Origin of the sequence: Levilactobacillus enshiensis, from assembly GCF_007115095.1 — a bacterium.
GTDB classification, from domain to species: Bacteria; Bacillota; Bacilli; order Lactobacillales; family Lactobacillaceae; genus Levilactobacillus; species Levilactobacillus enshiensis.
On the sequence record NZ_SULH01000011.1, the window covers coordinates 65742 to 86358 of the forward strand.

19 protein-coding genes and 1 pseudogene are annotated in these 20617 nt (G+C 48.8%); 18 read left to right on the forward strand and 2 right to left on the reverse strand.

All coding sequences use genetic code 11. The features are described 5' to 3' along the window. Nucleotides 1-29 precede the first annotated feature (29 nt). The 6 genes and pseudogenes from FAY32_RS11175 to FAY32_RS11200 all read left to right on the forward strand — a co-directional run. The gene (locus FAY32_RS11175) at nt 30-635 is read left to right on the forward strand and encodes a LysM peptidoglycan-binding domain-containing protein (RefSeq protein ID WP_143463516.1); all 606 of its coding nucleotides are present in this window, start codon (nt 30-32) and stop codon (nt 633-635) included. Between the two features lie 26 nt (nt 636-661). Continuing rightward, complete coding sequence (cmk, locus tag FAY32_RS11180; RefSeq protein WP_143463517.1) at nt 662-1342, forward strand: (d)CMP kinase; 681 nt, start codon at nt 662-664, stop codon at nt 1340-1342. Between the two features lie 79 nt (nt 1343-1421). Beyond that, a complete protein-coding gene (gene rpsA, locus FAY32_RS11185; RefSeq protein WP_143463518.1) occupies nt 1422-2726 on the forward strand; it encodes a 30S ribosomal protein S1 in 1305 nt (434 codons plus the stop codon). Nucleotides 2727-2832: 106 nt separating this feature from the next. Then, nucleotides 2833-4140 (forward strand): ribosome biogenesis GTPase Der, encoded by a 1308-nt coding sequence (gene der / locus FAY32_RS11190; protein WP_143463519.1) that lies wholly within the window; start codon nt 2833-2835, stop codon nt 4138-4140. A 226-nt stretch (nt 4141-4366) separates the two neighbouring features. Next, nucleotides 4367-4654 carry an HU family DNA-binding protein gene (locus FAY32_RS11195; protein ID WP_225421803.1) on the forward strand — a complete coding sequence of 96 codons (288 nt, stop codon included), beginning with the start codon at nt 4367-4369 and terminating at the stop codon, nt 4652-4654. Between the two features lie 377 nt (nt 4655-5031). Beyond that, nucleotides 5032-6300 (forward strand): annotated as a pseudogene (locus FAY32_RS11200) (tetratricopeptide repeat protein); the annotation flags it as partial. A 123-nt stretch (nt 6301-6423) separates the two neighbouring features. Here the strand turns inward: FAY32_RS11200 and FAY32_RS11205 are convergent. After that, the gene (locus FAY32_RS11205) at nt 6424-7314 is read right to left on the reverse strand and encodes a YitT family protein (protein ID WP_143463521.1); all 891 of its coding nucleotides are present in this window, start codon (nt 7312-7314) and stop codon (nt 6424-6426) included. 202 nt (nt 7315-7516) lie between these two features. Between FAY32_RS11205 and FAY32_RS11210 the strand changes: the two genes are divergently transcribed. From FAY32_RS11210 to FAY32_RS11225, 4 genes are read left to right on the forward strand one after another with little or no spacing between them, the layout of a single operon-like run. Next, nucleotides 7517-8725 carry a CCA tRNA nucleotidyltransferase gene (locus FAY32_RS11210; RefSeq protein ID WP_143463522.1) on the forward strand — a complete coding sequence of 403 codons (1209 nt, stop codon included), beginning with the start codon at nt 7517-7519 and terminating at the stop codon, nt 8723-8725. A 14-nt stretch (nt 8726-8739) separates the two neighbouring features. Next, nucleotides 8740-10632 carry an ABC-F family ATP-binding cassette domain-containing protein gene (locus FAY32_RS11215; protein ID WP_143463523.1) on the forward strand — a complete coding sequence of 631 codons (1893 nt, stop codon included), beginning with the start codon at nt 8740-8742 and terminating at the stop codon, nt 10630-10632. Between the two features lie 12 nt (nt 10633-10644). After that, nucleotides 10645-11595 carry a thymidylate synthase gene (locus FAY32_RS11220; RefSeq protein ID WP_143463524.1) on the forward strand — a complete coding sequence of 317 codons (951 nt, stop codon included), beginning with the start codon at nt 10645-10647 and terminating at the stop codon, nt 11593-11595. Between the two features lie 12 nt (nt 11596-11607). After that, the gene (locus tag FAY32_RS11225) at nt 11608-12111 is read left to right on the forward strand and encodes a dihydrofolate reductase (protein WP_143463525.1); all 504 of its coding nucleotides are present in this window, start codon (nt 11608-11610) and stop codon (nt 12109-12111) included. A 151-nt stretch (nt 12112-12262) separates the two neighbouring features. Here FAY32_RS11225 and trhA read toward each other — a convergent pair whose 3' ends face one another. Then, entirely contained in the window at nt 12263-12904 is a 642-nt protein-coding gene (gene trhA / locus FAY32_RS11230; protein WP_143463526.1) for a PAQR family membrane homeostasis protein TrhA, read from the reverse strand. A gap of 164 nt (nt 12905-13068) precedes the next feature. Between trhA and FAY32_RS11235 the strand changes: the two genes are divergently transcribed. The 8 genes from FAY32_RS11235 (at nt 13069) to topA (ending at nt 20585) form a co-directional block, all read left to right on the forward strand. Continuing rightward, nucleotides 13069-13920: a DegV family protein gene (locus tag FAY32_RS11235; protein ID WP_143463527.1), complete on the forward strand. Its 852-nt coding sequence runs from the start codon at nt 13069-13071 to the stop codon at nt 13918-13920. Between the two features lie 61 nt (nt 13921-13981). Continuing rightward, nucleotides 13982-14905, forward strand: coding sequence for a GDSL-type esterase/lipase family protein (locus FAY32_RS11240; RefSeq protein ID WP_143463528.1), 924 nt, complete (start codon nt 13982-13984; stop codon nt 14903-14905). Nucleotides 14906-14926: 21 nt separating this feature from the next. Continuing rightward, nucleotides 14927-15529, forward strand: a complete 603-nt coding sequence (locus FAY32_RS11245; protein WP_143463529.1) for a YpmS family protein — start codon at nt 14927-14929, stop codon at nt 15527-15529. A gap of 11 nt (nt 15530-15540) precedes the next feature. After that, a complete protein-coding gene (locus FAY32_RS11250) occupies nt 15541-15762 on the forward strand; it encodes a YozE family protein (RefSeq protein ID WP_143463530.1) in 222 nt (73 codons plus the stop codon). A gap of 17 nt (nt 15763-15779) precedes the next feature. Continuing rightward, on the forward strand, nt 15780-16640 hold the full coding sequence (gene ylqF, locus FAY32_RS11255; protein ID WP_143463531.1) for a ribosome biogenesis GTPase YlqF: 861 nt from the start codon (nt 15780-15782) through the stop codon (nt 16638-16640). Beyond that, nucleotides 16633-17418 carry a ribonuclease HII gene (locus FAY32_RS11260; protein ID WP_143463532.1) on the forward strand — a complete coding sequence of 262 codons (786 nt, stop codon included), beginning with the start codon at nt 16633-16635 and terminating at the stop codon, nt 17416-17418. Before ylqF ends, FAY32_RS11260 begins: the two co-directional genes overlap by 8 nt. Before the next feature lie 27 nt (nt 17419-17445). Further along, nucleotides 17446-18339: a DNA-processing protein DprA gene (dprA, locus tag FAY32_RS11265; RefSeq protein WP_143463533.1), complete on the forward strand. Its 894-nt coding sequence runs from the start codon at nt 17446-17448 to the stop codon at nt 18337-18339. A gap of 134 nt (nt 18340-18473) precedes the next feature. After that, nucleotides 18474-20585, forward strand: coding sequence for a type I DNA topoisomerase (gene topA, locus FAY32_RS11270; protein ID WP_143463534.1), 2112 nt, complete (start codon nt 18474-18476; stop codon nt 20583-20585). The last annotated feature ends 32 nt before the right edge of the window (nt 20586-20617 follow it).

Below are 20617 nucleotides of genomic sequence, written 5' to 3' on the forward strand. Positions count from 1 at the left end.
AGTCGAAGATTTTTCAGGGAGGTTAGATGATGAGTCAAAAGCGTGACGATCAAACGTCGAAGGAGCAAGAATCCCATCCTTGGGATCAATCGTTTGCCGATGATCGAGACGATCAGGGAAACCTGTCGCGAACGAAAATGCGGCGACAAAATCATAGCAATACCATGGTGACGGTCATTCTGGTTGCCATTATCGTTGTGATTGCGGCGGCCTCGTTGGTCTACGGTCTGGCACGCCAGAGCGCGGTTAACCGGCCCCAGAACACAGAAAATGTGGCTGCTGGTTCGTCGAGTTCTTCACACAAGGACAAGACAGCCAAGAGTTCTAAGAGTAGCAAAAAGGCTAAGTCCAGTAGCAAAAAGAAATCAACAACTTCAACCACAACTGCTAGTTCGGTTTCACACACTAGCAGTTCTTCTGCTACCACCGATGAGTCAACGACGTCACAGTCAAGTAGCTCAAGCAAGAGTAGCAGTAGTTCCGTTTCAGGTGCCAAATACGCGACGGTTGAGTCTGGTCAGGGTGTTTACCGGGTTGCCACTAATGCGGGGATCTCTGTGCAGAAATTATTGGAATTAAACGGCCTTTCTTCCGGGGCTTCATTACAACCCGGGCAGAAATTACGGGTTCGTTAAACTTTATTTGATAGGAGTTTGGCTTTATGGAGAAACAAGGGTTACAAGTTGCGATTGATGGTCCTGCTTCGGCCGGTAAAAGCACGGTCGCCAAGATTGTTGCGCAACGTTTTCATTACATCTATTGTGACACCGGTGCCATGTATCGGGCAATTACTTGGAAAGTCTTACAAGCTGGTGTGGCTTTGGATGATGAACCGGCCGTTAAGCAACTGCTGGATCAGATAACGATTCGCTTTGAGCCGGGGACACCCGTACAAAAAGTGTTTGTGGATGATACAGAAGTGACTTTGGCAATTCGCCAACCGGACGTCACTAACTCGGTTTCAGCCGTTTCGGCACTGCCAGCGATTCGTCAGGAATTGACTGAACGTCAACGACAAATTGCTGAGGCCGGTGGCATCGTGATGGACGGCCGAGATATCGGGTCGACCGTCTTGCCACATGCCCAGGTCAAGATTTTCTTGGTCGCCAGTGTTGATGAACGGGCACAACGGCGCTTGAAGGACAATGCCGCTAAGGGAATTGATACCCCACTGGCAACCTTGAAACATGAAATCGAAGAACGGGACCGAAAAGATTCGACCCGGAAGGTTTCTCCATTGACCCAAGCAGCCGACGCGATTCGCTTAGATACAACGTCTATGAGTATCGAACAGGTGGCTGATAAAATCGCTGAAACCATTCAAGAAAAAGAATCCCTATAGAAATGGGCTTTTTACTAGCTTTTACGGACACAATCGGCTAGAATAGTATATAGAGTTGTCGCAAGGAGGAAAAATTCGCATGAGTGAAAATGGCACGAGTCAAAACAATGAAAATAACGATCTGTTAGATGCTTTAAACAGCATCGACACCGTTAAAGTTGGTGACGTTGTTAAGGGTGAAGTCTTAGCAATCGATGATGACCAACAAGCAATCGTTGGTATTGCTGATACTGGCGTTGAAGGGGTTGTTCCAAAGAAGGAACTTTCCACGAAACCAGTAGATGATATTAATTCTGTAATTAAAGTCGGGGACGTTATGGACCTCGTCGTAATTTCTCGTATTGGTACCGATAAGGAAGGCGGCAGTTACTTACTGTCACAACGTCGTTTGGAGGCCCGTAAGGTTTGGGACGACATCCAAAAGGAATTCGAAGCAGGTCATACGTTAACTGCACCCGTTACCCAAGTGGTTAAGGGTGGGTTAGTTGTTGATGCCGGTGTGCGTGGATTCGTTCCTGCATCCATGGTATCCGACCACTTCGTTGAAGATCTTTCTCAATTCAAGGGTCAAACGCTTGAATTCAAGATCGTTGAAATCGAACCTAGCGAAAACCGTCTGATCTTGTCTCACCGTGCACTTGTTGAAAAAGAACGGGCTGCACAAAAGGCTGAAATCATGGCTAAGTTAACTGCTGGCGATATTGTCGAAGGTAAAGTTGCTCGTTTGACCAACTTCGGTGCCTTTGTTGACCTTGGTGGTGTTGATGGTTTGGTTCACGTTTCAGAAATCGCCTTTGAACGGGTTGAAAAGCCTAGCGATGTCTTGAAGGTGGGTCAAGAAGTTAAGGTTAAGGTCTTATCTGTAGACCCAGACCGCGACCGGATTTCTCTTTCCATCAAGCAAACCTTACCAGAACCTTGGGACGGGATTGAAGACAAAGCCCCTCAAGGTAGCGTCTTAGATGGTACGGTTAAGCGTCTGACTAGCTTCGGTGCCTTTGTGGAAGTCTTCCCTGGCGTTGAAGGTTTAGTTCACATTTCCCAAATTTCTCACCAACACATCGCAACGCCTGCTGACGTTTTGAAGGTTGGTCAAGAAATCAAGGTTAAGGTCTTGGACGTTCGTCCTGACGACCACCGCTTGGCATTGTCCATCAAGGCCTTGGAAGAAAAGCCACAATCTGGTGACGAAGCTTCCGAAAGCCACAGTAACAATAACCGGAGCCGGAGCAACAATGGCGGTAACAACAACCGTCGTCGTAACAACCGGAACTCTGCTGAAACTTCAACGGCTAACGCCCCAGAAGAAAGCACCGGTTTCTCTTTAGGTGACCTCATTGGGGACAGCTTGAAGAAAGATATGGAAGATAACGAAAACAACTAATACGTTTGGTTGAAGAGGGTTTAGAGCGGAACTTTGTTGGTTTCGTTCTGAGCCCCCTTTTCATGTCAACAGACGTTTTGCTTAAAAGTTAAAGGAGGGATTTGTAGTGGCATTTCCAGTAGTTGCCATTGTCGGCCGACCTAACGTTGGGAAATCGACCCTGTTCAACCGGATCGCCGGCGAACGGATCTCCATCGTGGAAGATACACCGGGGGTTACCCGGGACCGAATCTATACCCGTGCTGAATGGCTCGGAACTGAATTTCGGATGATCGATACCGGGGGGATTGACCTCGGTGATGAACCATTTTTGACACAAATTACGCAACAAGCCGAAATCGCGATTGAAGAAGCCGATGTGATTGTCTTCATCGTTAGTGCTCCTGAGGGGGTTACCGACGCTGATGAAAAGGTTGCTAAGATCTTATACCGTGCGGACAAGCCAGTCTTGCTAGCCGTCAATAAGGCTGACAATCCGGATGTTAGAGAGTCAATCTATGACTTCTATTCACTCGGCTTTGGCGATCCATACCCCGTTTCTGGGGTCCACGGGTTGGGCTTAGGAGACTTACTAGACGCCGTTGTGAAGGAATTTCCTGACGATGACGGTGCGCCTAAGGACGACACGATTCGTTTCAGTCTAATTGGTCGCCCGAACGTGGGAAAATCATCATTGGTTAACGCCATTCTTGGTGAAGACCGCGTGATTGTTTCTAACATTGCTGGGACCACCCGTGATGCCGTCGACACTAAGTTCACCGCGGATGATACCAAGTTTACGATGGTCGATACGGCCGGAATTCGTAAACGGGGGAAAGTCTACGAAAATACGGAACGTTACAGCGTCATGCGTGCGATGCGCGCCATTGACGATTCAGATGTTGTGTTAGTCGTGTTGAATGCCGAAGAAGGGATTCGCGAACAGGATAAACGGGTCGCTGGCTATGCCCATGAGGCGGGTCGCGGAATCATTATCCTAGTTAATAAGTGGGATACCTTGAAGAAGGATAATCACACGTTGACTGATTTCCAGAATCTGATTCGGTTAGAGTTCCAATACCTGAGTTATGCACCAATCATCTTTGTCTCAGCAAAGACGGGGCAACGGTTGGAACAATTGCCGGACATGATTAAGCGCGTGTCTGAGAACCACAATAAGCGGGTTCAATCCGCAACGTTAAACGACGTGATCATGGATGCGATTGCCCTGAACCCAACGCCATCCGACAACGGCAAACGGCTGCGAGTTTACTACGCAACACAAGTGGCCGTGGCGCCACCGACCTTCGTGGTCTTTGTCAACGATCCTAAAATGATGCACTTCTCCTACGAGCGATTCCTTGAGAATCAAATTCGGGAACACTTCGATTTCGAGGGGACCCCAATTCATCTGATTGAGCGTGCGCGGAAGTAATTTAGGTGCGTGGGACCAGCTTTGGGAACGATTTTAGGCGTTTTTTCACCAAAATCAGTAATTCTTTTAGGATAATTACTAAAAAGTACCGTTATCCCTTGTCATATAAGGCTTCCTGTGCTATCTTTGATAAAGAAATGATGCGGTTGACCGTATTTGTTTCATCATTTTTGGACCACTCAAAAATGATCACTAGATGGCATTCATCTAATCTTCTGTTCAGGAGGTGAATTCAAACATGGCAAACAAAGCACAATTGGTTAGCGACGTTGCAACTGCAACTGGTTTAACTAAAAAGGACGCAACGGCTGCAGTTGACGCAGTCTTCGATTCTGTCCAAGCAACGTTAGCTAAAGGCGAAAAGGTTCAACTGATCGGCTTTGGTAACTTTGAAGTACGTGAACGTGCAGCTCGTAAGGGCCGTAACCCACAAACTGGACAAGAAATCCAAATCCCTGCAAGCAAAGTACCTGCATTCAAGCCAGGTAAAGCTTTAAAGGATGCTGTTAAATAATTATTTATTTAACGCGTAAAGAAGTCAGAACGGCGTATGCCGGGCTGGCTTTTTTGGTATATGCAAAAGGTTGAAAACAGTTATCGTGCTTGATAGCCCAGAATTGGAGGTTAAGCTGGGCCTCACCATTCTCTCAATGCCATGGGCTACAGCTGGTTCCTATGGCGACAGCCGCAGGTCACGTTTTGGTAAAGCAAACGGATTTCTGTAGTTCCACCTCGGCTGGACAATTTATGCTGAATGGCTAAAAATAAGTCAAAATAGCAGTATTTCGGGCAAAAATCTTGTAAACTAGAATGGTTGCGCAATAAGTTGTGACCAGTAGTTAGCCGCCAGTATCATTTAGCGGTTAACCGCAATCGGAAAATGATAATTGGAGGCGGGTTATGAGTTACGCAGAAACGGCATTGGACCTATTAGAGAAGGGTCAACTTGAAGAATTTAAGAAGCAGTACGCTCTGTCCCTGCGACACGACGACGATGATACGCTGTTTAGTCTAGCCGAAGAGCTCTACTCGTTAGGTTTTTTGAATCAATCCCGGCGAATTTACGAAAAATTACTAAAAAAATACCCAACTGAAGATGAATTAAGGACAAATTTAGCCGATATTGCCATCGATGAAGATAAAAATGATGAGGCCTTGACCTATTTGAACGAAGTCAGTCCCGAGTCATCGGCTTACGTTCAAGCCTTGATGGTGGCTGCGGATCTTTACCAAACGCAGGAACTTTTTGAAGTCAGCGAACAGAAATTGTTAACGGCCAAGAAATTGGCCCCTGACGAGCCGGTCATCACGTTTGCCTTAGCGGAGCTCTATTTCACCATGCGTGAGTTTAGAAAGGCCATTCCGCTGTATTTAGACCTCATTACGGCCGGTACAACGGAACTCTCACGGGTCAACCTAGTCGAACGGCTGGGCGTTGCTTATGCGAATGCCGGGCGCTTTGAACAAGCCATTGGTTACCTCAAGCAGATTCATACGGGTGATATGACCCCCGATGTGAAATTTGAAACGGCCTTCACTTACCTGCAGCTGAAGGATCGGACCACGGCTATTCGTTTGTTCGGTGAGTTGAAGGACAGTGATGCCCATTACACCTCCTTGTATCCTTATCTGGGACAAGCCCTCGAAGAAGAGAACCGGTTAGCCGAAGCATTGACGACCTTGCAGGAGGGACTGGGAGTTGATCAGTACAACGAGAAGCTCTGGTTACAGGCGGCTCACGTGGCTACTAAGCTCGATGACGAGGAATTGGCTGAGAAGTACCTAAAGAAGGGTCACGAGCTCGACAGTGACGATTTAGGCGCTGTTATTCAACTCAGCAATCTGTACGTCAAGCAGGAGCGTTGGGACGAAAACGAAGCCTTAGCGAAACCATACGTGAAGGCGGAAGACGCGGATCCCCAATTATACTGGAACTTAGCCGTCACGGCTGAACATCAGGAAGAATATGACTTGGCACGCCAGTATTACGATGCGGCCCAGCCGTTCTTTATGGATCAGGCGGACTTCCTGAAGCCGGCCATCTACTTCTACCGGGAAGAAGGGGCCAGTGAAACAGTTGTGAAGCTGTTACACGCTTATTTGAAGGTCGTTCCAGACGATGCGGAAATGGCATTGATGTTGGAAGGCTACCAAGATTAAAAAAACGACGAAAAGGGCGACTCACTGGAGTTGCTCTTTTTATATAGTTAACACACAAAAATTACTTTAACTTATAAACATCAAAAAAAGCAACCGCCAAACCCGCGGTTGCAAACCCAGCCACTAACGCTTTAGTTTCCCCAGCCAACCTTTTTTAGGGACAGAGAAGGTAAATCCTTCGCCCAGCGCCTCATTCACGTTGATCACCGAAACAAACGCACGCGGATCGTTACGCTGAATAATTTGCCGCAAGCGGTGGAGTTCGCTCGGCGCAACAACTACGTAGATCATCTTACGTGCTTGATGGGAGTAACCACCTTCACCGTCAATCAGACTAACGCCACGACCCAATTCATCCATGATATTGTCCGTAATTTCTTGATGATGATCTGACACCACAATGATTCCTCGTGCCGCATACGCACCTTCCTGCGTAAAGTTCACAATGCGGGCGAAGATGTACGAGTAGATCAACGTGTAGGCCATGTGTTGAATATCAATGTAGACCAAAGAGAATAAGAGAACCACGACATCTAGGTAGAGCAGGGTTCGTCCCATGGGCACACCGCGAAACCGTTCAAAGATTCGTGCGATAATATCAGTTCCACCAGTCGTCCCACCATAACGGTAGAGGAGACCAGAACCGAAACCACCGATGACACCGGCACCTAACGCCGACAGCAAAAGGTCACTGTGTAGTTGAATGACGATCGGTACACGTTGCCAGATCCATAGGAATAAGGACAGCATAATCGTCCCGTAGATCGTATAGATCAATGATTGCCGACCTAAAAAGCGCCACCCAATTAAAATTAAGGGAACGTTAATCAGAATCGTTGAATAGGCGGGGTCAATACCAAATAAAGCCCGTAAAATCAACGTTACCCCCGAAATGCCGCCATCCGCTAAGTGGTTGGCAATGTTAAAAAATACCAATCCGAAAGCAAACATGGCGCACCCAACACCAATCATAATCAAATCTAGCACATGAATTGACTCATCCTGTTGTGTCATCTGCATCGCTCCCAACAAAAATCCTTATTTCATGATAGCACAGCCAATATAGAAACTGCTGAGAAACTGATTAGCGAATCGTGGTTTGAATTCAATTCTTGCGGCGAATCTGTTAGACTGGCATATAGAACCTTGTGACCACGTACATGTTGAACGCGGTGCAAGCACTGACAGAATTTAGCTGGCAGAAGGGTGAAAGATAATGAAGTTAGAACACTTACCAAATGAATTTGAGGCTGCGCGACCAGTACTTCAGACCATTGAAGCGGCTGGTTACGAAGCCTACTTTGTGGGTGGTAGCGTTCGCGATACCATCTTAGGGAAGGCCATCCATGACGTTGATATTGCCACGAGTGCCTATCCCAACGAAATTAAAGGGCTATTCAAGCGCACAGTTGACACAGGAATCGATCACGGTACCGTGATGATTTTAGATCATGGCACCGGTTATGAGACCACAACTTTTCGGTCCGAATCGACCTACACCGATTTTCGTCGCCCCGACCAAGTCACCTTTGTCCGTTCTTTACAAGAGGATCTAAAGCGCCGTGATTTCACGATTAATGCCCTAGCGATGCGTGAAGACGGCGAAATCATCGACTTATTTGACGGCTTGACGGACCTCCAAAACCATCACATTCGGGCCGTGGGTGATCCGCAAGAACGGTTCCACGAAGACGCCTTGCGCATGATGCGGGCGGTACGTTTTGCCAGTCAGCTCGACTTTGACATTATTCCTGAGACCGAGGCAGCCATTACTGACCACGCCCAACTCTTGGCTAAAATTGCCGTTGAACGAACACAGGTAGAATTACAAAAAATGTTCACGGGGAAGGCGCCCCAGCGCGGTCTCACCGTCTTCATGCGGACCGGTCTTTGGCAACACTGTCCGGACTTTGCAGCTCATGAACACGACCTACAGGCACTGAGTGAACAGCTTCGTCAAGGAACCTCTAGCGACACGGCGACCTGGACGTTATTAGCCACGAAATTTGGTTTAGACTATACGACGATCACACCATTTCTTAAGCATTGGAAAGCTGCCAACCAAATGATTACGGCCGTTCAAACCGCTAGTCGTCTGGCACAAACACTACTGACTGCGACCCCGAACGCTTGGCAACTCTATCAGTGCGGTGTCGAGCTGACCCCTGTCGCTAACGAAGTCGCCGTTATTCTTGGTGCGCCTGATCGAGACGTAGAGTTAACACAACACCTTCACGACTTGCCCATCCAGAACAAAAAAGAGCTTGCGGCTACTGGTAAGGACCTGATGCAAGCAGGGGTTCAACCTGGACCCCAACTTGGGGCCTTACTGGGTGATTTGGAATACCAGGTCGTCACGGGACAACTGCCGAATGAATCAACGGCATTGGTTGCTTACGCGACGGCCCAATCGAATTTGAAATAAGAGAGTGAGACATTATGCAAACCTTACGCGCAGAAAATCTACACCGCACTTACGGTGAAAAAACACTATTTGATAATCTGAATTTCATCATCAATGAGCACGACCGCATCGGACTGATCGGTGTCAACGGGAGTGGGAAAACGTCCCTGCTAAACACCCTGGATGGCATCAGTAACGAACAATCAGGGGAGATCAATACCCCTAAGGACTACACCATTGGTTACCTGACGCAAAAACCAGATTTGGATGAAAATTTAACCGTCATGGATGCCGTCTTTTCAGGTGATCAAAAAGTCTTCGTGACAATTCGCCGGTACGAGGCCGCCCTGGCAACTTATGGGGAACATCCAGAGGATTCCCAGGCGCAGCAACGTTACTTAGACGCTGAAGCCCAGATGAACGAAGAGGACGCGTGGACCGCTGAAAGTGACGTTAAGACGATTCTCACCCAACTGAAGATTACTGACTTGTCACAGTCTATCAAGACAATGTCCGGTGGCCAAATCAAGCGGGTCGGTCTGGCACAGGTTTTGATTCAATCGCCCGACCTCTTACTGTTGGACGAACCTACCAACCATCTAGACTTCGACTCCATCGCCTGGCTTCAACAATATTTAAGCTCTTATAAGGGCGCCTTACTGGTTGTCACTCATGACCGGTACTTCTTGGACCAGATTGCCAATCAGATCTGGGAACTAGACTTCGGTAAGCTCTACCAATATCCCGGTAATTATCAAGCCTATGTCCAAGAAAAAGCTGAACGGGTCACCCAAGAGGCTGAGGCCGACCAGAAGCAACAACAGCTTTATAAAAAGGAACTAGCTTGGATGAAGGCCGGGGCCAAAGCCCGTTCAACCAAGCAACAGGCCCGAATCAACCGGTTCAATGATATTGCCAGTAACGTCGGTACTCGTCAGGTGCAAAACAACGTTTCCATTTCGCTCGGCCAACAACGACTGGGAAAAAAGGTCATTGAGTTAAAGGATGCTAGCCTCAAGCTAGGCGATCATGTCATTTTGGACCACTTTAGTGACCTGATTCAAGGAAACGAGCGCATCGGAATCAGTGGTGAAAACGGGGCGGGTAAATCGAGCCTGCTTAATGTCATTGCTCAGCGTTTGCCATTGGATTCTGGAATCGTCACGATTGGGGAAACGGTTAAGATGGCGTACTATACGCAACAAATCGAACCCATTCCAGAGGACAAGCGAATGATCAGTTACCTGTCCGAAGTCGGTCAAAACGTGACCAATAATCAGGGTGATTCCGTCAGTGTTGCCGAATTGCTGGAACAGTTTCTGTTTCCGCGCTTCATGCACGGTACCTTGATTCGCAAGCTCTCCGGTGGTGAAAAACGGCGGTTATATCTCTTGAAACTACTGATGGAACAACCCAACGTCTTACTTCTCGACGAACCAACTAATGACCTGGATATTGGGACACTGACCGTCTTGGAAGACTATATCAGTCAATTTGCCGGTACCGTAATTACCGTCTCTCATGACCGGTACTTCCTGGACAAGGTGGCCGATCGTCTCCTTATCTTTACGGGTAACGGCAACATTGAACGTTACTCTGGGCAATTTAGCACGTACCTTGACATGGCCCAACAGCAAACGCATGCTGCCAAGGCCAAACCGAAGACGACAGAAAAGCCAGCTCAGGCTACCGAAGATAAGCCCAAGAAGAAGGTCAAGTTGACCTACGCTGAACAAAAGGAGTGGGAAGGCATTGAGGGGGTCATTGACGATCTTGAAAGTCAAAAATCCCAAGTTCAAGCGGATATGAATGCCAACGGAGACAATTATGATAAGTTAGCTGACTTACAAGCCAAACTAGATGACCTCGACCATCAATTAGATGATAAGATGACTCGGTGGGAATACCTGAGTGAATACGCCGAATAGGAGATAACGAGTATGTTAGAAGATGCTTACCTTAACTTAGCCAAAACCGTTCTAACAACGGGACATGAAAAGACTGATCGAACTGGTACCGGGACCATTAGTTTATTCGGCTACCAGATGCGGTTTAACCTCCAAGAAGGTTTTCCGCTGCTAACCACGAAAAAGGTTCCCTTTGGACTCATCAAATCCGAACTACTGTGGTTCTTACGTGGTGACACAAATATTCGTTTCCTGCTACAACATCACAATCACATTTGGGACGAATGGGCGTTTCAGCGCTACGTTGACAGTCCCGACTATCATGGACCGGATATGACCGACTTCGGTCGACGGTCCTTGGTCGATGCTGACTTCAACACCGCTTATCAGGCTGAAAAAAAGGCGTTCTGTGACCGCATTGTGACTGACCAAGCCTTTGGCGACCACTATGGCGATCTGGGGCTGGTTTACGGTAGTCAATGGCGTGCTTGGCAAGGACACAATGGCGAAACTATCGATCAACTTCAAAACGTGATTGACACGCTACGAACACATCCTGACTCTCGGCGGATGATTGTTTCTGCCTGGAACCCGGCTGATGTGCCGTCCATGGCCTTACCACCATGCCACACGCTCTTTCAGTTTTACGTCAACGATGGCAAACTGAGTTGCCAGCTCTATCAACGGAGTGCGGACATTTTTCTCGGCGTCCCATTTAACATTGCGAGTTACGCCTTGCTAACATCACTCATTGCCAAAGAAGTTGGCTTGGAGGTTGGGGATTTTGTCCACACGCTGGGCGATGCACATATTTACCTGAACCACATCGACCAAATTAAGACGCAGCTCGCCCGTACGCCGCACGAGGCACCCCAACTCTGGCTCAATCCAGACAAGTCCAGTATCTTTGACTATGACATGCACGATATCAAGGTCACGGGCTATGACCCAGAACCTGCAATCAAGGCCCCCGTGGCCGTTTAGGAGGGAATGCCGATGTTGATTTTCCTATGGGCCGAGAGTCAGGGCCACGTCATTGGTTTTAAGGGCCAGTTGCCATGGCACTTACCAGCTGACATGCACTTCTTCAAGACCGTCACGACCGGCAATACCATTATCGCTGGGTCTAAAACATTCGCCTCATTTCCCAAGGCATTACCCAATCGAACCAACGTGGTTTTGACCCACCAACCCGCAGAAAATTTTCCGGCGGGCGTGACAGTCTTGAACTCACGTGATGCCGTTCGGGAATACGCTGCGCAGCGACCAACTGAGAAGCTGTTCGTTGTGGGGGGCGCTGAACTCTTTAATGAGTTAAAAGACGACGTGGATTTGCTCTATCGGACCACTATTGATGCTGGCTTCGATGGCGACACTTGGATGCCCGCCCTCGATTACAGTCAATTTCAACGCATCAATCGCCAACCGGGGGTTCGCAACGAAAAGAATCCGTACGACTACGTATTCGAGCAGTTCCAGCGGATTACTGATTCCAAGTAAATAACTGTTCACGAGCGCTCAAATTCAAAGGTGACCGGCATCAAGCCTGCGTATCAGCAAGATTTTCATCCTTGGTCCCGAAAGCAATCTTGTAACTAAAAAAGGCTTTGCCATTGTCTGAAGAATCAGATAACGGCAGAGCCTTTAGTTATTAAGCGTAAAATAAAATTGAAAAGTACATGAGCCCCGTTCCGAGCATCACAAACAGGTGCCAGATGACATGGCCGAACGGAATTCCTTTGAAACTATAAATGACTGCGCCCAAAGTAAAGGCGACACCGCCGCAGAACAGTAGCGCAAATCCAACGGGTCCTAACCCCGTATACAGGGGTTTAATCCCCATCAGACACATCCAGCCCATGACCACGTAAATAATAGTCGACAATTTCTGATACTTGCCTAACCAAATGGCCTTGTAGACAATCCCCAAAACGGCCATTGCCCAGATAATGCCAAACATGGTCCAGCCCAGAGCACCGCCAACCACCAATAAACTAAATGGGGTATAGGTCCCGGCAATCAATAAGTAGATGGCACAGTGGTCGAATATTTGAAAAACATGGCGACCACGGGTAAAGTACAAACTATGAAAAAGTGTGGATGCGAGGTAAAACAGAACTAGGATGGCGCCGTAGATGGCAAACGTGGTCATTCGTAAGGAACCGCCCTTACCGTGTGCCTGTAACAACAAGATAACTAGACCCGCGATACTTAGCGCGGCACCAATTCCGTGTGTTGCGGCGTTTAAGACCTCATTGACGATTTGATAGGTGTGACTACGTTGTTTTTCCAAACAAATTCCTCCTTTATTGTTGTAAATAATTTTTATGAAAACGAACGGGGGAGTTCCGAACAACTACTGAAAAAAATTAGCAACTCTGCTATACTATTACCGTATGTTTCATTACGCATATTGTAGCATAAACCAAAATCTCTGGTCAGAAAGAGTGGAATAGCATGGCTAAAATAAAAATTGTTACGGACTCATCTGCCGGTATCTCCGAGCAGGACATCCAAGACTACAACATTACCATTATTCCGTTGACGGTCATGATCGACGATACGATTTACGTTGAACGGGAATCCATTACGAATAAAGAGTTCATTGAAAAAATGAAAACGGCAAAGACATTGCCTAAGACCAGTCAGCCACCGTTAGGGTCATTTGTTGAGACCTTTGACAAATTAGGTGCCGATGGTAGCAGTGTCATCTGCTTTAACATGCTGGCAGCCATCAGTGGGACGGTCCATACGGCCGAACAGGCGGCTAACTTATCCAAAACGGACGTCACGGTTGTGGACAGTCAAACGACCGACCAGGCCCTGGGCTTCCAAGTCGTTGAAGCCGCTAAATTGGCCGCAGCCGGCGCCACGAAGGATGAAATCATCGAGCGTGCGGCCGCTGTTCGTGACCACACCAAGTTATTCATGGGAATTGTGACCCTTGAAAACATTTTGAAGGGTGGCCGTCTCAGTCGTGCGGCAGGCATGCTAACCTCCTTGTTAAATATTAAAATCGTGTTGCAAGTTACCGGTGGTGAACTGAAGATTCGGGCTAAAGGCCGGGGTATGAAGACCATTGATCGTTATTTTGACAAGGTTTACGAACAGATCAAGCAGACGCCTGACATCGTTGCCATTGGGATTTCTCACGTTGAGGCTTTTGAATCCGTAGATAAGATTCAAGGCCACCTGCACGAGATTTTACCAGACAAAGACGTTTTAGTTAGAGAAACGGTTCCCATCATTGCGACCCACGGGGGACCTGGCGCGTTTGCTTTGATGTACTATACGGACCCAACTAAATAATCAACTTAGGAAAAGGGGTGGCCACGTCACCGCTTTTTCTTTATCCCGAGGGGGGATTGAGATGAAATTTAAAAATATCAGTAAGATCATTGGGGTGACCTTGCTACTCGTCGTTATCGTGGTTGCCGCAGTCACGTATTGGCATCCCGGCGCGCGGACGACCCAAGACACCTCATCAACACGTGATAATCACCGTAAAGTTGTCCGTATCGTGGCACTAGGAGATTCCCTAACACAAGGTGTGGGTGATCAGCAAAATGATGGTGGCTACACTGGCCGGCTGAAAACCATGATTCATCGTAAAGATCACGTGAAAGTAGTCATGCACAACTATGGCAAGTCGGGTGACCGGAGTGACCAGATTGAAAAGCGGCTATTGGATAGCAAGGATATGCAAGACCAGGTCAGCAAGGCACAAGCCATCGTGATGACGGTCGGTGGGAATGACTTGTTGCAAACCTTAGAGAAGAATGTGACGATCAATAAGCAATCGCGGCTAGATGCCCAATTAGATACCGCAGAAGCAGCGTATCAAACGAAGCTCCACCGACTATTGACCACGGTGCGGAGCTACAATGAGCGTGCGCCCATCTATCTGTACTCCATTTACAATCCCATCTACGTTTACTTTGCCAATATCGACCAGATTACCAATGCGGTCGACGATTGGAATGTTACGACAAAGACGACCGCCGCTAAGACGGATAATTTATACATGATCGATATTAATCGGGCCTTGTCCGTGGGACAGTTCAAGTCAGTGACCCAACAGGCACGGTTAAAACGGCAGTCACAGAAGTCGAATAATGGGAATATATCTACCCAAAGCCTCCAGGAGATGGCCTTATCCAGCGATAGTAGTAAGGAACTTAATCAGTACCTGTCATCGGTCGACCACTTTCATCCCAACGCTAGAGGATACCGGCTCATGACCCGCTATGCCTTTCAGCAGATGCAGGCCCATCAACAATGGTTATTAAAGTAAACTAGAAGGAGGAACCGCCGTATGCAACGACAAACAAAAAGTCCGGAACGGACACATAACTGGTGGAAATGGGGGTTCATCGCCCTGGTCGCCGTCTTACTGATTACGACCGTTACCATCGGCGTCAAGGCCTTTTCACCAGTCAAAATTGACTCAACGGCCAAGGTTACGAAGAATACGACTAACCTTGATGTGACCTTAAACAAGGCCCAGGTCAATGCCTTGGCTGACTACTATGTCAATAAGTCACTCAAAAATTCAGCGCTCAAATACAGCTTTCAAGTGACCGATCACGCGATGCTGACTGGGTCAACGCAAGTTCTCGGCGCCAACGTCAACTTTGTTTTACTCTTTAAGCCGACCGTGTTATCCTCAGGAGACGTCCAATTAAAGGCCCAAAAGCTGTCGATTGGCTCCTTACCGGTTCCCGTAAGCTTCGTCCTGAGTTACATCGCTAAGAACTATCCACTTCCCAAATGGGTCGCAATGGATACCAAAGCGGAAACCATGACCCTACACTTAACGGCCATCGGTAATGGCAATAAGCTATCGTACGTAGCCAAAGAGATCGACCTCTCCGGCGCTGGTAAGTTTGTCTTTCAGGCCCGGATTCCTAAAAACTAAGGAGACCACTAATGCCCAAAACGTTCTATCAATTTTTAATGACCCAACGCAACACCGAAAGCTACGATCCTGTAGCAACATTTGCCAACAATGCCTTTCTGGATAGCGCTTTTCCGAAACAAGAGACCCAGTTTGAGCCACTCTCCAAGTACCTAGAGGAGAATGCCCCTTATTTACCGTCCATGACGATTTTTGACGATGCCTGGCAACTATACCTGGCAGCACTCGCGTAAGAGAAAAGGAGACAATTATGAGTACCATTCAATGGTTCCCCGGCCATATGGCCAAGGCGATTCGCCAAATGGAAGAAAATATCCATCTCGTCGATATCGTATTTGAATTAGTCGACGCGCGCATCCCCGCAGCATCCCGTAATCCGGAGATCGCCCGCATCGCACAGCATAAACCGCACCTGATCATTTTGACTAAAAAAGACCTTGCCGATCCCCAGCAAACGGCCGCTTGGATGACCTATTATCGGTCCCAGGGCATCCCCGCCATCGCTATCGACTCCCGGGCTAACGTGACCCCTAAGCAGATTACCAAGATTGCCAGTAGCATTCTGGCCGACAAACTGGCTGCCGAACACGAAAAGGGATTAAAGGAACGCCCCATGCGGGCCATGACCGTTGGGGTGCCTAACGTCGGCAAGTCAACCTTACTCAATCACTTGGTTAACCGGAAGGCTGCCGTCACTGGGGATACTCCCGGCGTGACCAAGGGCCAACAGTGGTTACGCTCCAGCAAGCATTTGGAATTGCTCGACACACCCGGGATTCTCTGGCCCAAGTTCAAGGACCAGACTACGGCTCAAAAATTAGCCTTGACCGGTGCCATTAAGGAAAAACTCTACGCCAAGGACGACGTTGCACTGTACGGCCTGAGCTTCTTTCGGCAGTACTACGCCCCAGCCCTGACTGAACGCTATCACTTGGCTGCAGCCGACTTAGAGCTTAGCGACGTTGACCTGCTCCTGAAGATCACCGAAAAGTTCGGGATGCGTGACGACTATGAACGGGCTAGTGAACGCCTCATTTTAGATGCTCGGCACCGCAAGCTGGGGGGCTTCACCCTTGACCGCGCCCCTAAGGGTGATGAGTCTGATGAGTGACCGTCCCAGTTTAAGTGCCTTAAAACAGGCGCTAAATGACGTTACTGACCCCGCTGACCCGCGACTGGACTCGTTAGCCACGGACGCCCGCAAAGGGGCCCAGCAGCTTCTAGGGCAGATTAAACGCCGGCTGGCCAAAGCTGCAGCAGCCGAAGCCGCGTTTCAACAACGCTTGCACTACGAACGGCCATTCTGGGAGCAGGGGAAACTCGTCGCTGGTATTGATGAGGTTGGACGAGGCCCACTCGCTGGTCCGGTCGTGACGAGTGCTGTGATCTTACCACCGAGTTTTGACATTCCCTTAGTCAACGACTCTAAGCAGCTCACACCTAAGGAACGTGAACGCCTCTACCCCTTGATTTTAGCCCAGGCACAAGCCGTCAGCATTGGTATTGGTAGCCCGCAATTGATTGATCAACTCAACATCTATCAAGCGACTCGGGTAGCCATGCAACGCGCCGTCCTTGGTCTCGGTTTGGCACCACAACATTTGATTGTTGATGCCATGCAGATTCCGGTAGACTTACCCCAAACACGACTGATCAAGGGTGACGCTAAGAGCGCTAGTGTCGCCGCTGCCAGTATCGTGGCCAAAGTGTACCGAGACCATTTAATGGCGACTTATGACCAGCTTTATCCCGGTTATGGCTTTGCTCAGAATGCTGGCTATGGGACGGCTGAACACTTGGCGGGACTGGCTGACCGGGGAGTCACACCGATTCACCGCCAAACTTTTTCACCCGTCCAAAAAATAATTACAAACAAATCACGGAGTTAACCCTAAAAGGGAAAAAGGAGGTTGCTTATGCAACTGACACTTCGTGATTTTTTCATGCGCTTACCACTCATCTCTGGCATCGGTCATGGGACCACCACCGCTTGCTGGCATTGGACGTTGGCCCATCCCCAAGTCACTCACATCAACGCCCGCGTCCTAATGACCATGCTGACTGAACTCAACCTGCCCGAAAAGCGGACCACGGCCATTACCCAGCATCTCTTTTCGGCAAAGCTCGACGCCACCATCACCACTAATCTTGCACACAGTGGGTGCTTGACGATCGCCGACGCTGCTTACCCAGAAGCGTTGAAAGAGACCTATGCGCCGCCAGTTGCCTTATTCTTTCTGGGTGATCTCCGATTACTACGGGCGCCGCAATTGGCCGTGGTGGGCACGCGGCACCCCACGCCGTACGCCATCAAAGCGATGCGGCTCTTATTACCAGCCGTCGTCGAGCGGGGCGTCTGTCTGGTGTCTGGCTTGGCACAAGGCGTTGATACGCTGGCTCATCAGGTGGCCCTTGCCCATTGTGGCAAGACCATTGCCGTCATCGGTACGGGATTGGATCATTGTTACCCCGCAGCCAATCGCGACTTGATGACGACACTAACGCATCAACAACTTATCTTTTCGGAGTATCCGTGGGGTACCCAGGGGGCCCGCCATCATTTTCCGGAGCGTAATCGGATCATTGCCGGTCTTTCACAAAGTGTCCTGGTGATTGAGGCCGCCCATCACTCGGGCAGCCTGATTACCGCCAATATCGCGCTTCAGGAAAATCGGAATGTTCTGGCTGTTCCGGGAACTATCGACGGTAAAAATTCGGTGGGAACCAACGAATTAATTTTAGCTGGAGCGAAACCAATCTTGAATTCGGAGCATATAATGGAAGAAGTTTTAGTTGACAAGTGGCCCTGACTTGAAATATCATGTGTGGGATTATAGTGAATAAATTAGCGAACTCTAAGTTCGTCGTAAAAACAAATCAAATAGAGGTGACGGGCCCCACCAAACGGGCCTTTATCGTCTATCATTCGAGGGAGTAATGTGATTTGCCGACTAAGTCTAAACCAACAGCAAGTACCAAGAAACGGCGAAAAACGCAAAAAAAATTAGTTATCGTTGAATCACCAGCAAAAGCGAAAACCATTGAAAAATATTTAGGTCGGACCTACAAGGTAATGCCTAGTCTAGGACATGTGCGTGATCTACCGAAAAGTTCGATGGGGGTCGACACTGAAAACAATTATGATCCACACTACATCTCCATTCGTGGTAAGGGTGACGTCATTAAGGGCTTACGGTCAGAAGCCAAGAAGGCCAAAGCCGTCTATCTCGCATCTGACCCTGACCGTGAAGGGGAATCCATTGCCTGGCATTTAGCTCATGTCCTAAACTTAGATGTGAACGACAAAAACCGGGTGACGTTTAACGAAATCACGAAGGATGCCGTTAAGGAAGCCTTCAAGACCCCACGGACCATCGACATGGACCTCGTCAACGCCCAACAGGCACGGCGGATTCTTGACCGGTTGGTCGGTTACTCAATTTCGCCATTGCTCTGGAAAAAGGTGAAGAAGGGGCTCAGTGCTGGACGGGTACAATCGATTGCCTTGTCACTGATCATCGAACGGGAAAAGGAAATCAAAGCCTTCGTTCCTGAAGAATACTGGACGATCGATGGTGCCTTCAAAAAAGCACGGCACACCTTTGACGCGAGTTTCTATGGGCTCAACGGTAAGAAGGCTAGCTTAAAGGACAATACGGCCGTGCAAGAAGTGTTAGGCAAGCTCGACAAGACCGGCAAGTTTGACATTGTTAACGTTGTACGTAAAGAACGGAAACGTTCACCGCAACCACCGTTTACGACCAGTTCCATGCAACAAGACGCTAACCGGAAGCTCAACTTCAGAACGCGGAAGACCATGATGGCCGCACAACAGCTTTACGAAGGAATCAACCTGGGTAAGGAAGGGACGCAGGGGCTCATTACCTATATGCGGACCGACTCCACCCGGATTTCAAGTATCGCTAAACACGAGGCCTCAACCTTCCTGCACGAAAAGTACGGTGCCGAATATGCCGCCACGAAGCCCATCAAGGGCAAGCTGCCAGAAGGGGCACAGGACGCCCATGAAGCAATTCGGCCAACGTCTGTCTTCCGGACTCCGGCTAGCTTGAAGGATCGCCTCAACAAGGACCAATTCCGGCTCTACCAATTGATCTGGAACCGCTTTGTGGCTAGTCAAATGACGAATGCCGTCATGGATACTATGGCCGTCACGTTGGAACAAAATGGCGTGACGTTCCGGGCTAACGGCTCAAAGATGAAGTTTGAAGGGTTCTTGAAGATCTACAAGGACAACAAGGAAAAGGATAACCTGTTACCTGATCTTGAAATCGGGGACCAAGTCAACCTGGCCAAAACCGATCCGGCGCAACACTTTACCCAGCCGCCTGCACGTTATTCCGAAGCCAACCTGATCAAGGCATTGGAAGAAAACGGTGTCGGCCGGCCATCAACGTATGCCCCAACCTTGGACACGATTCAACGGCGTTACTACGTCAAACTAGTTGGTCGTCGCTTTGAACCGACTGAACTGGGGGAAATCGTCGATGGCATCATCAATGAATATTTCCCTGATGTGGTCAACGTTGACTTTACGGCCAATTTGGAACACGAGTTGGATGGTATCGAAGAGGGGCAACAGGATTGGGTCAAGGTTATCGACACCTTCTATAAGCCATTTTCAACGGAAGTTGCCCATGCCGAGGACGCCATTGAAAAGATTCAGATTCGTGACGAACCCGCTGGCTTTGACTGCGACATCTGTGGCGCACCAATGGTCATCAAGATGGGCCGTTACGGAAAATTCTACGCTTGTTCTCGTTTCCCCGATTGTCGTAATACCAAGCCAATCGTCAAGGAAATCGGTGTCGTTTGCCCCGTTTGTCACAAGGGCCAAGTCATCGAGCGGAAGTCTAAGAAGAACCGGATTTTCTACGGTTGTTCACGTTATCCCGACTGTGACTTTGTCTCATGGGACAAGCCAGTCGGCCGTGATTGCCCGAAGGACGGCCACTACTTAGTTGCCAAGAAGATTCGTGGTGGCGTACAAATCGTCTGCCCGAACGGCGACTACGAAGAGGCACCGCAAAAGTAAATAGCGTTAAACCTCAAAATAGGCATTGGCCG

Excerpts from the sequence above, each read along its gene's own strand:
- ylqF (WP_143463531.1), top strand. The coding sequence starts at position 15,780 with ATGAGTACCATTCAATGGTTCCCCGGCCATATGGCCAAGGCGATTCGC.
- FAY32_RS11250 (WP_143463530.1), top strand. The coding sequence starts at position 15,541 with ATGCCCAAAACGTTCTATCAATTTTTAATGACCCAACGCAACACCGAA.
- FAY32_RS11235 (WP_143463527.1), top strand. The coding sequence starts at position 13,069 with ATGGCTAAAATAAAAATTGTTACGGACTCATCTGCCGGTATCTCCGAG.
- FAY32_RS11220 (WP_143463524.1), top strand. The coding sequence starts at position 10,645 with ATGTTAGAAGATGCTTACCTTAACTTAGCCAAAACCGTTCTAACAACG.
- dprA (WP_143463533.1), top strand. The coding sequence starts at position 17,446 with ATGCAACTGACACTTCGTGATTTTTTCATGCGCTTACCACTCATCTCT.
- FAY32_RS11240 (WP_143463528.1), top strand. The coding sequence starts at position 13,982 with ATGAAATTTAAAAATATCAGTAAGATCATTGGGGTGACCTTGCTACTC.
- FAY32_RS11245 (WP_143463529.1), top strand. The coding sequence starts at position 14,927 with ATGCAACGACAAACAAAAAGTCCGGAACGGACACATAACTGGTGGAAA.
- rpsA (WP_143463518.1), top strand. The coding sequence starts at position 1,422 with ATGAGTGAAAATGGCACGAGTCAAAACAATGAAAATAACGATCTGTTA.
- FAY32_RS11205 (WP_143463521.1), bottom strand. The coding sequence starts at position 7,314 with ATGACACAACAGGATGAGTCAATTCATGTGCTAGATTTGATTATGATT.
- FAY32_RS11215 (WP_143463523.1), top strand. The coding sequence starts at position 8,740 with ATGCAAACCTTACGCGCAGAAAATCTACACCGCACTTACGGTGAAAAA.
- FAY32_RS11175 (WP_143463516.1), top strand. The coding sequence starts at position 30 with ATGAGTCAAAAGCGTGACGATCAAACGTCGAAGGAGCAAGAATCCCAT.
- cmk (WP_143463517.1), top strand. The coding sequence starts at position 662 with ATGGAGAAACAAGGGTTACAAGTTGCGATTGATGGTCCTGCTTCGGCC.
- FAY32_RS11210 (WP_143463522.1), top strand. The coding sequence starts at position 7,517 with ATGAAGTTAGAACACTTACCAAATGAATTTGAGGCTGCGCGACCAGTA.
- FAY32_RS11260 (WP_143463532.1), top strand. The coding sequence starts at position 16,633 with ATGAGTGACCGTCCCAGTTTAAGTGCCTTAAAACAGGCGCTAAATGAC.
- FAY32_RS11225 (WP_143463525.1), top strand. The coding sequence starts at position 11,608 with ATGTTGATTTTCCTATGGGCCGAGAGTCAGGGCCACGTCATTGGTTTT.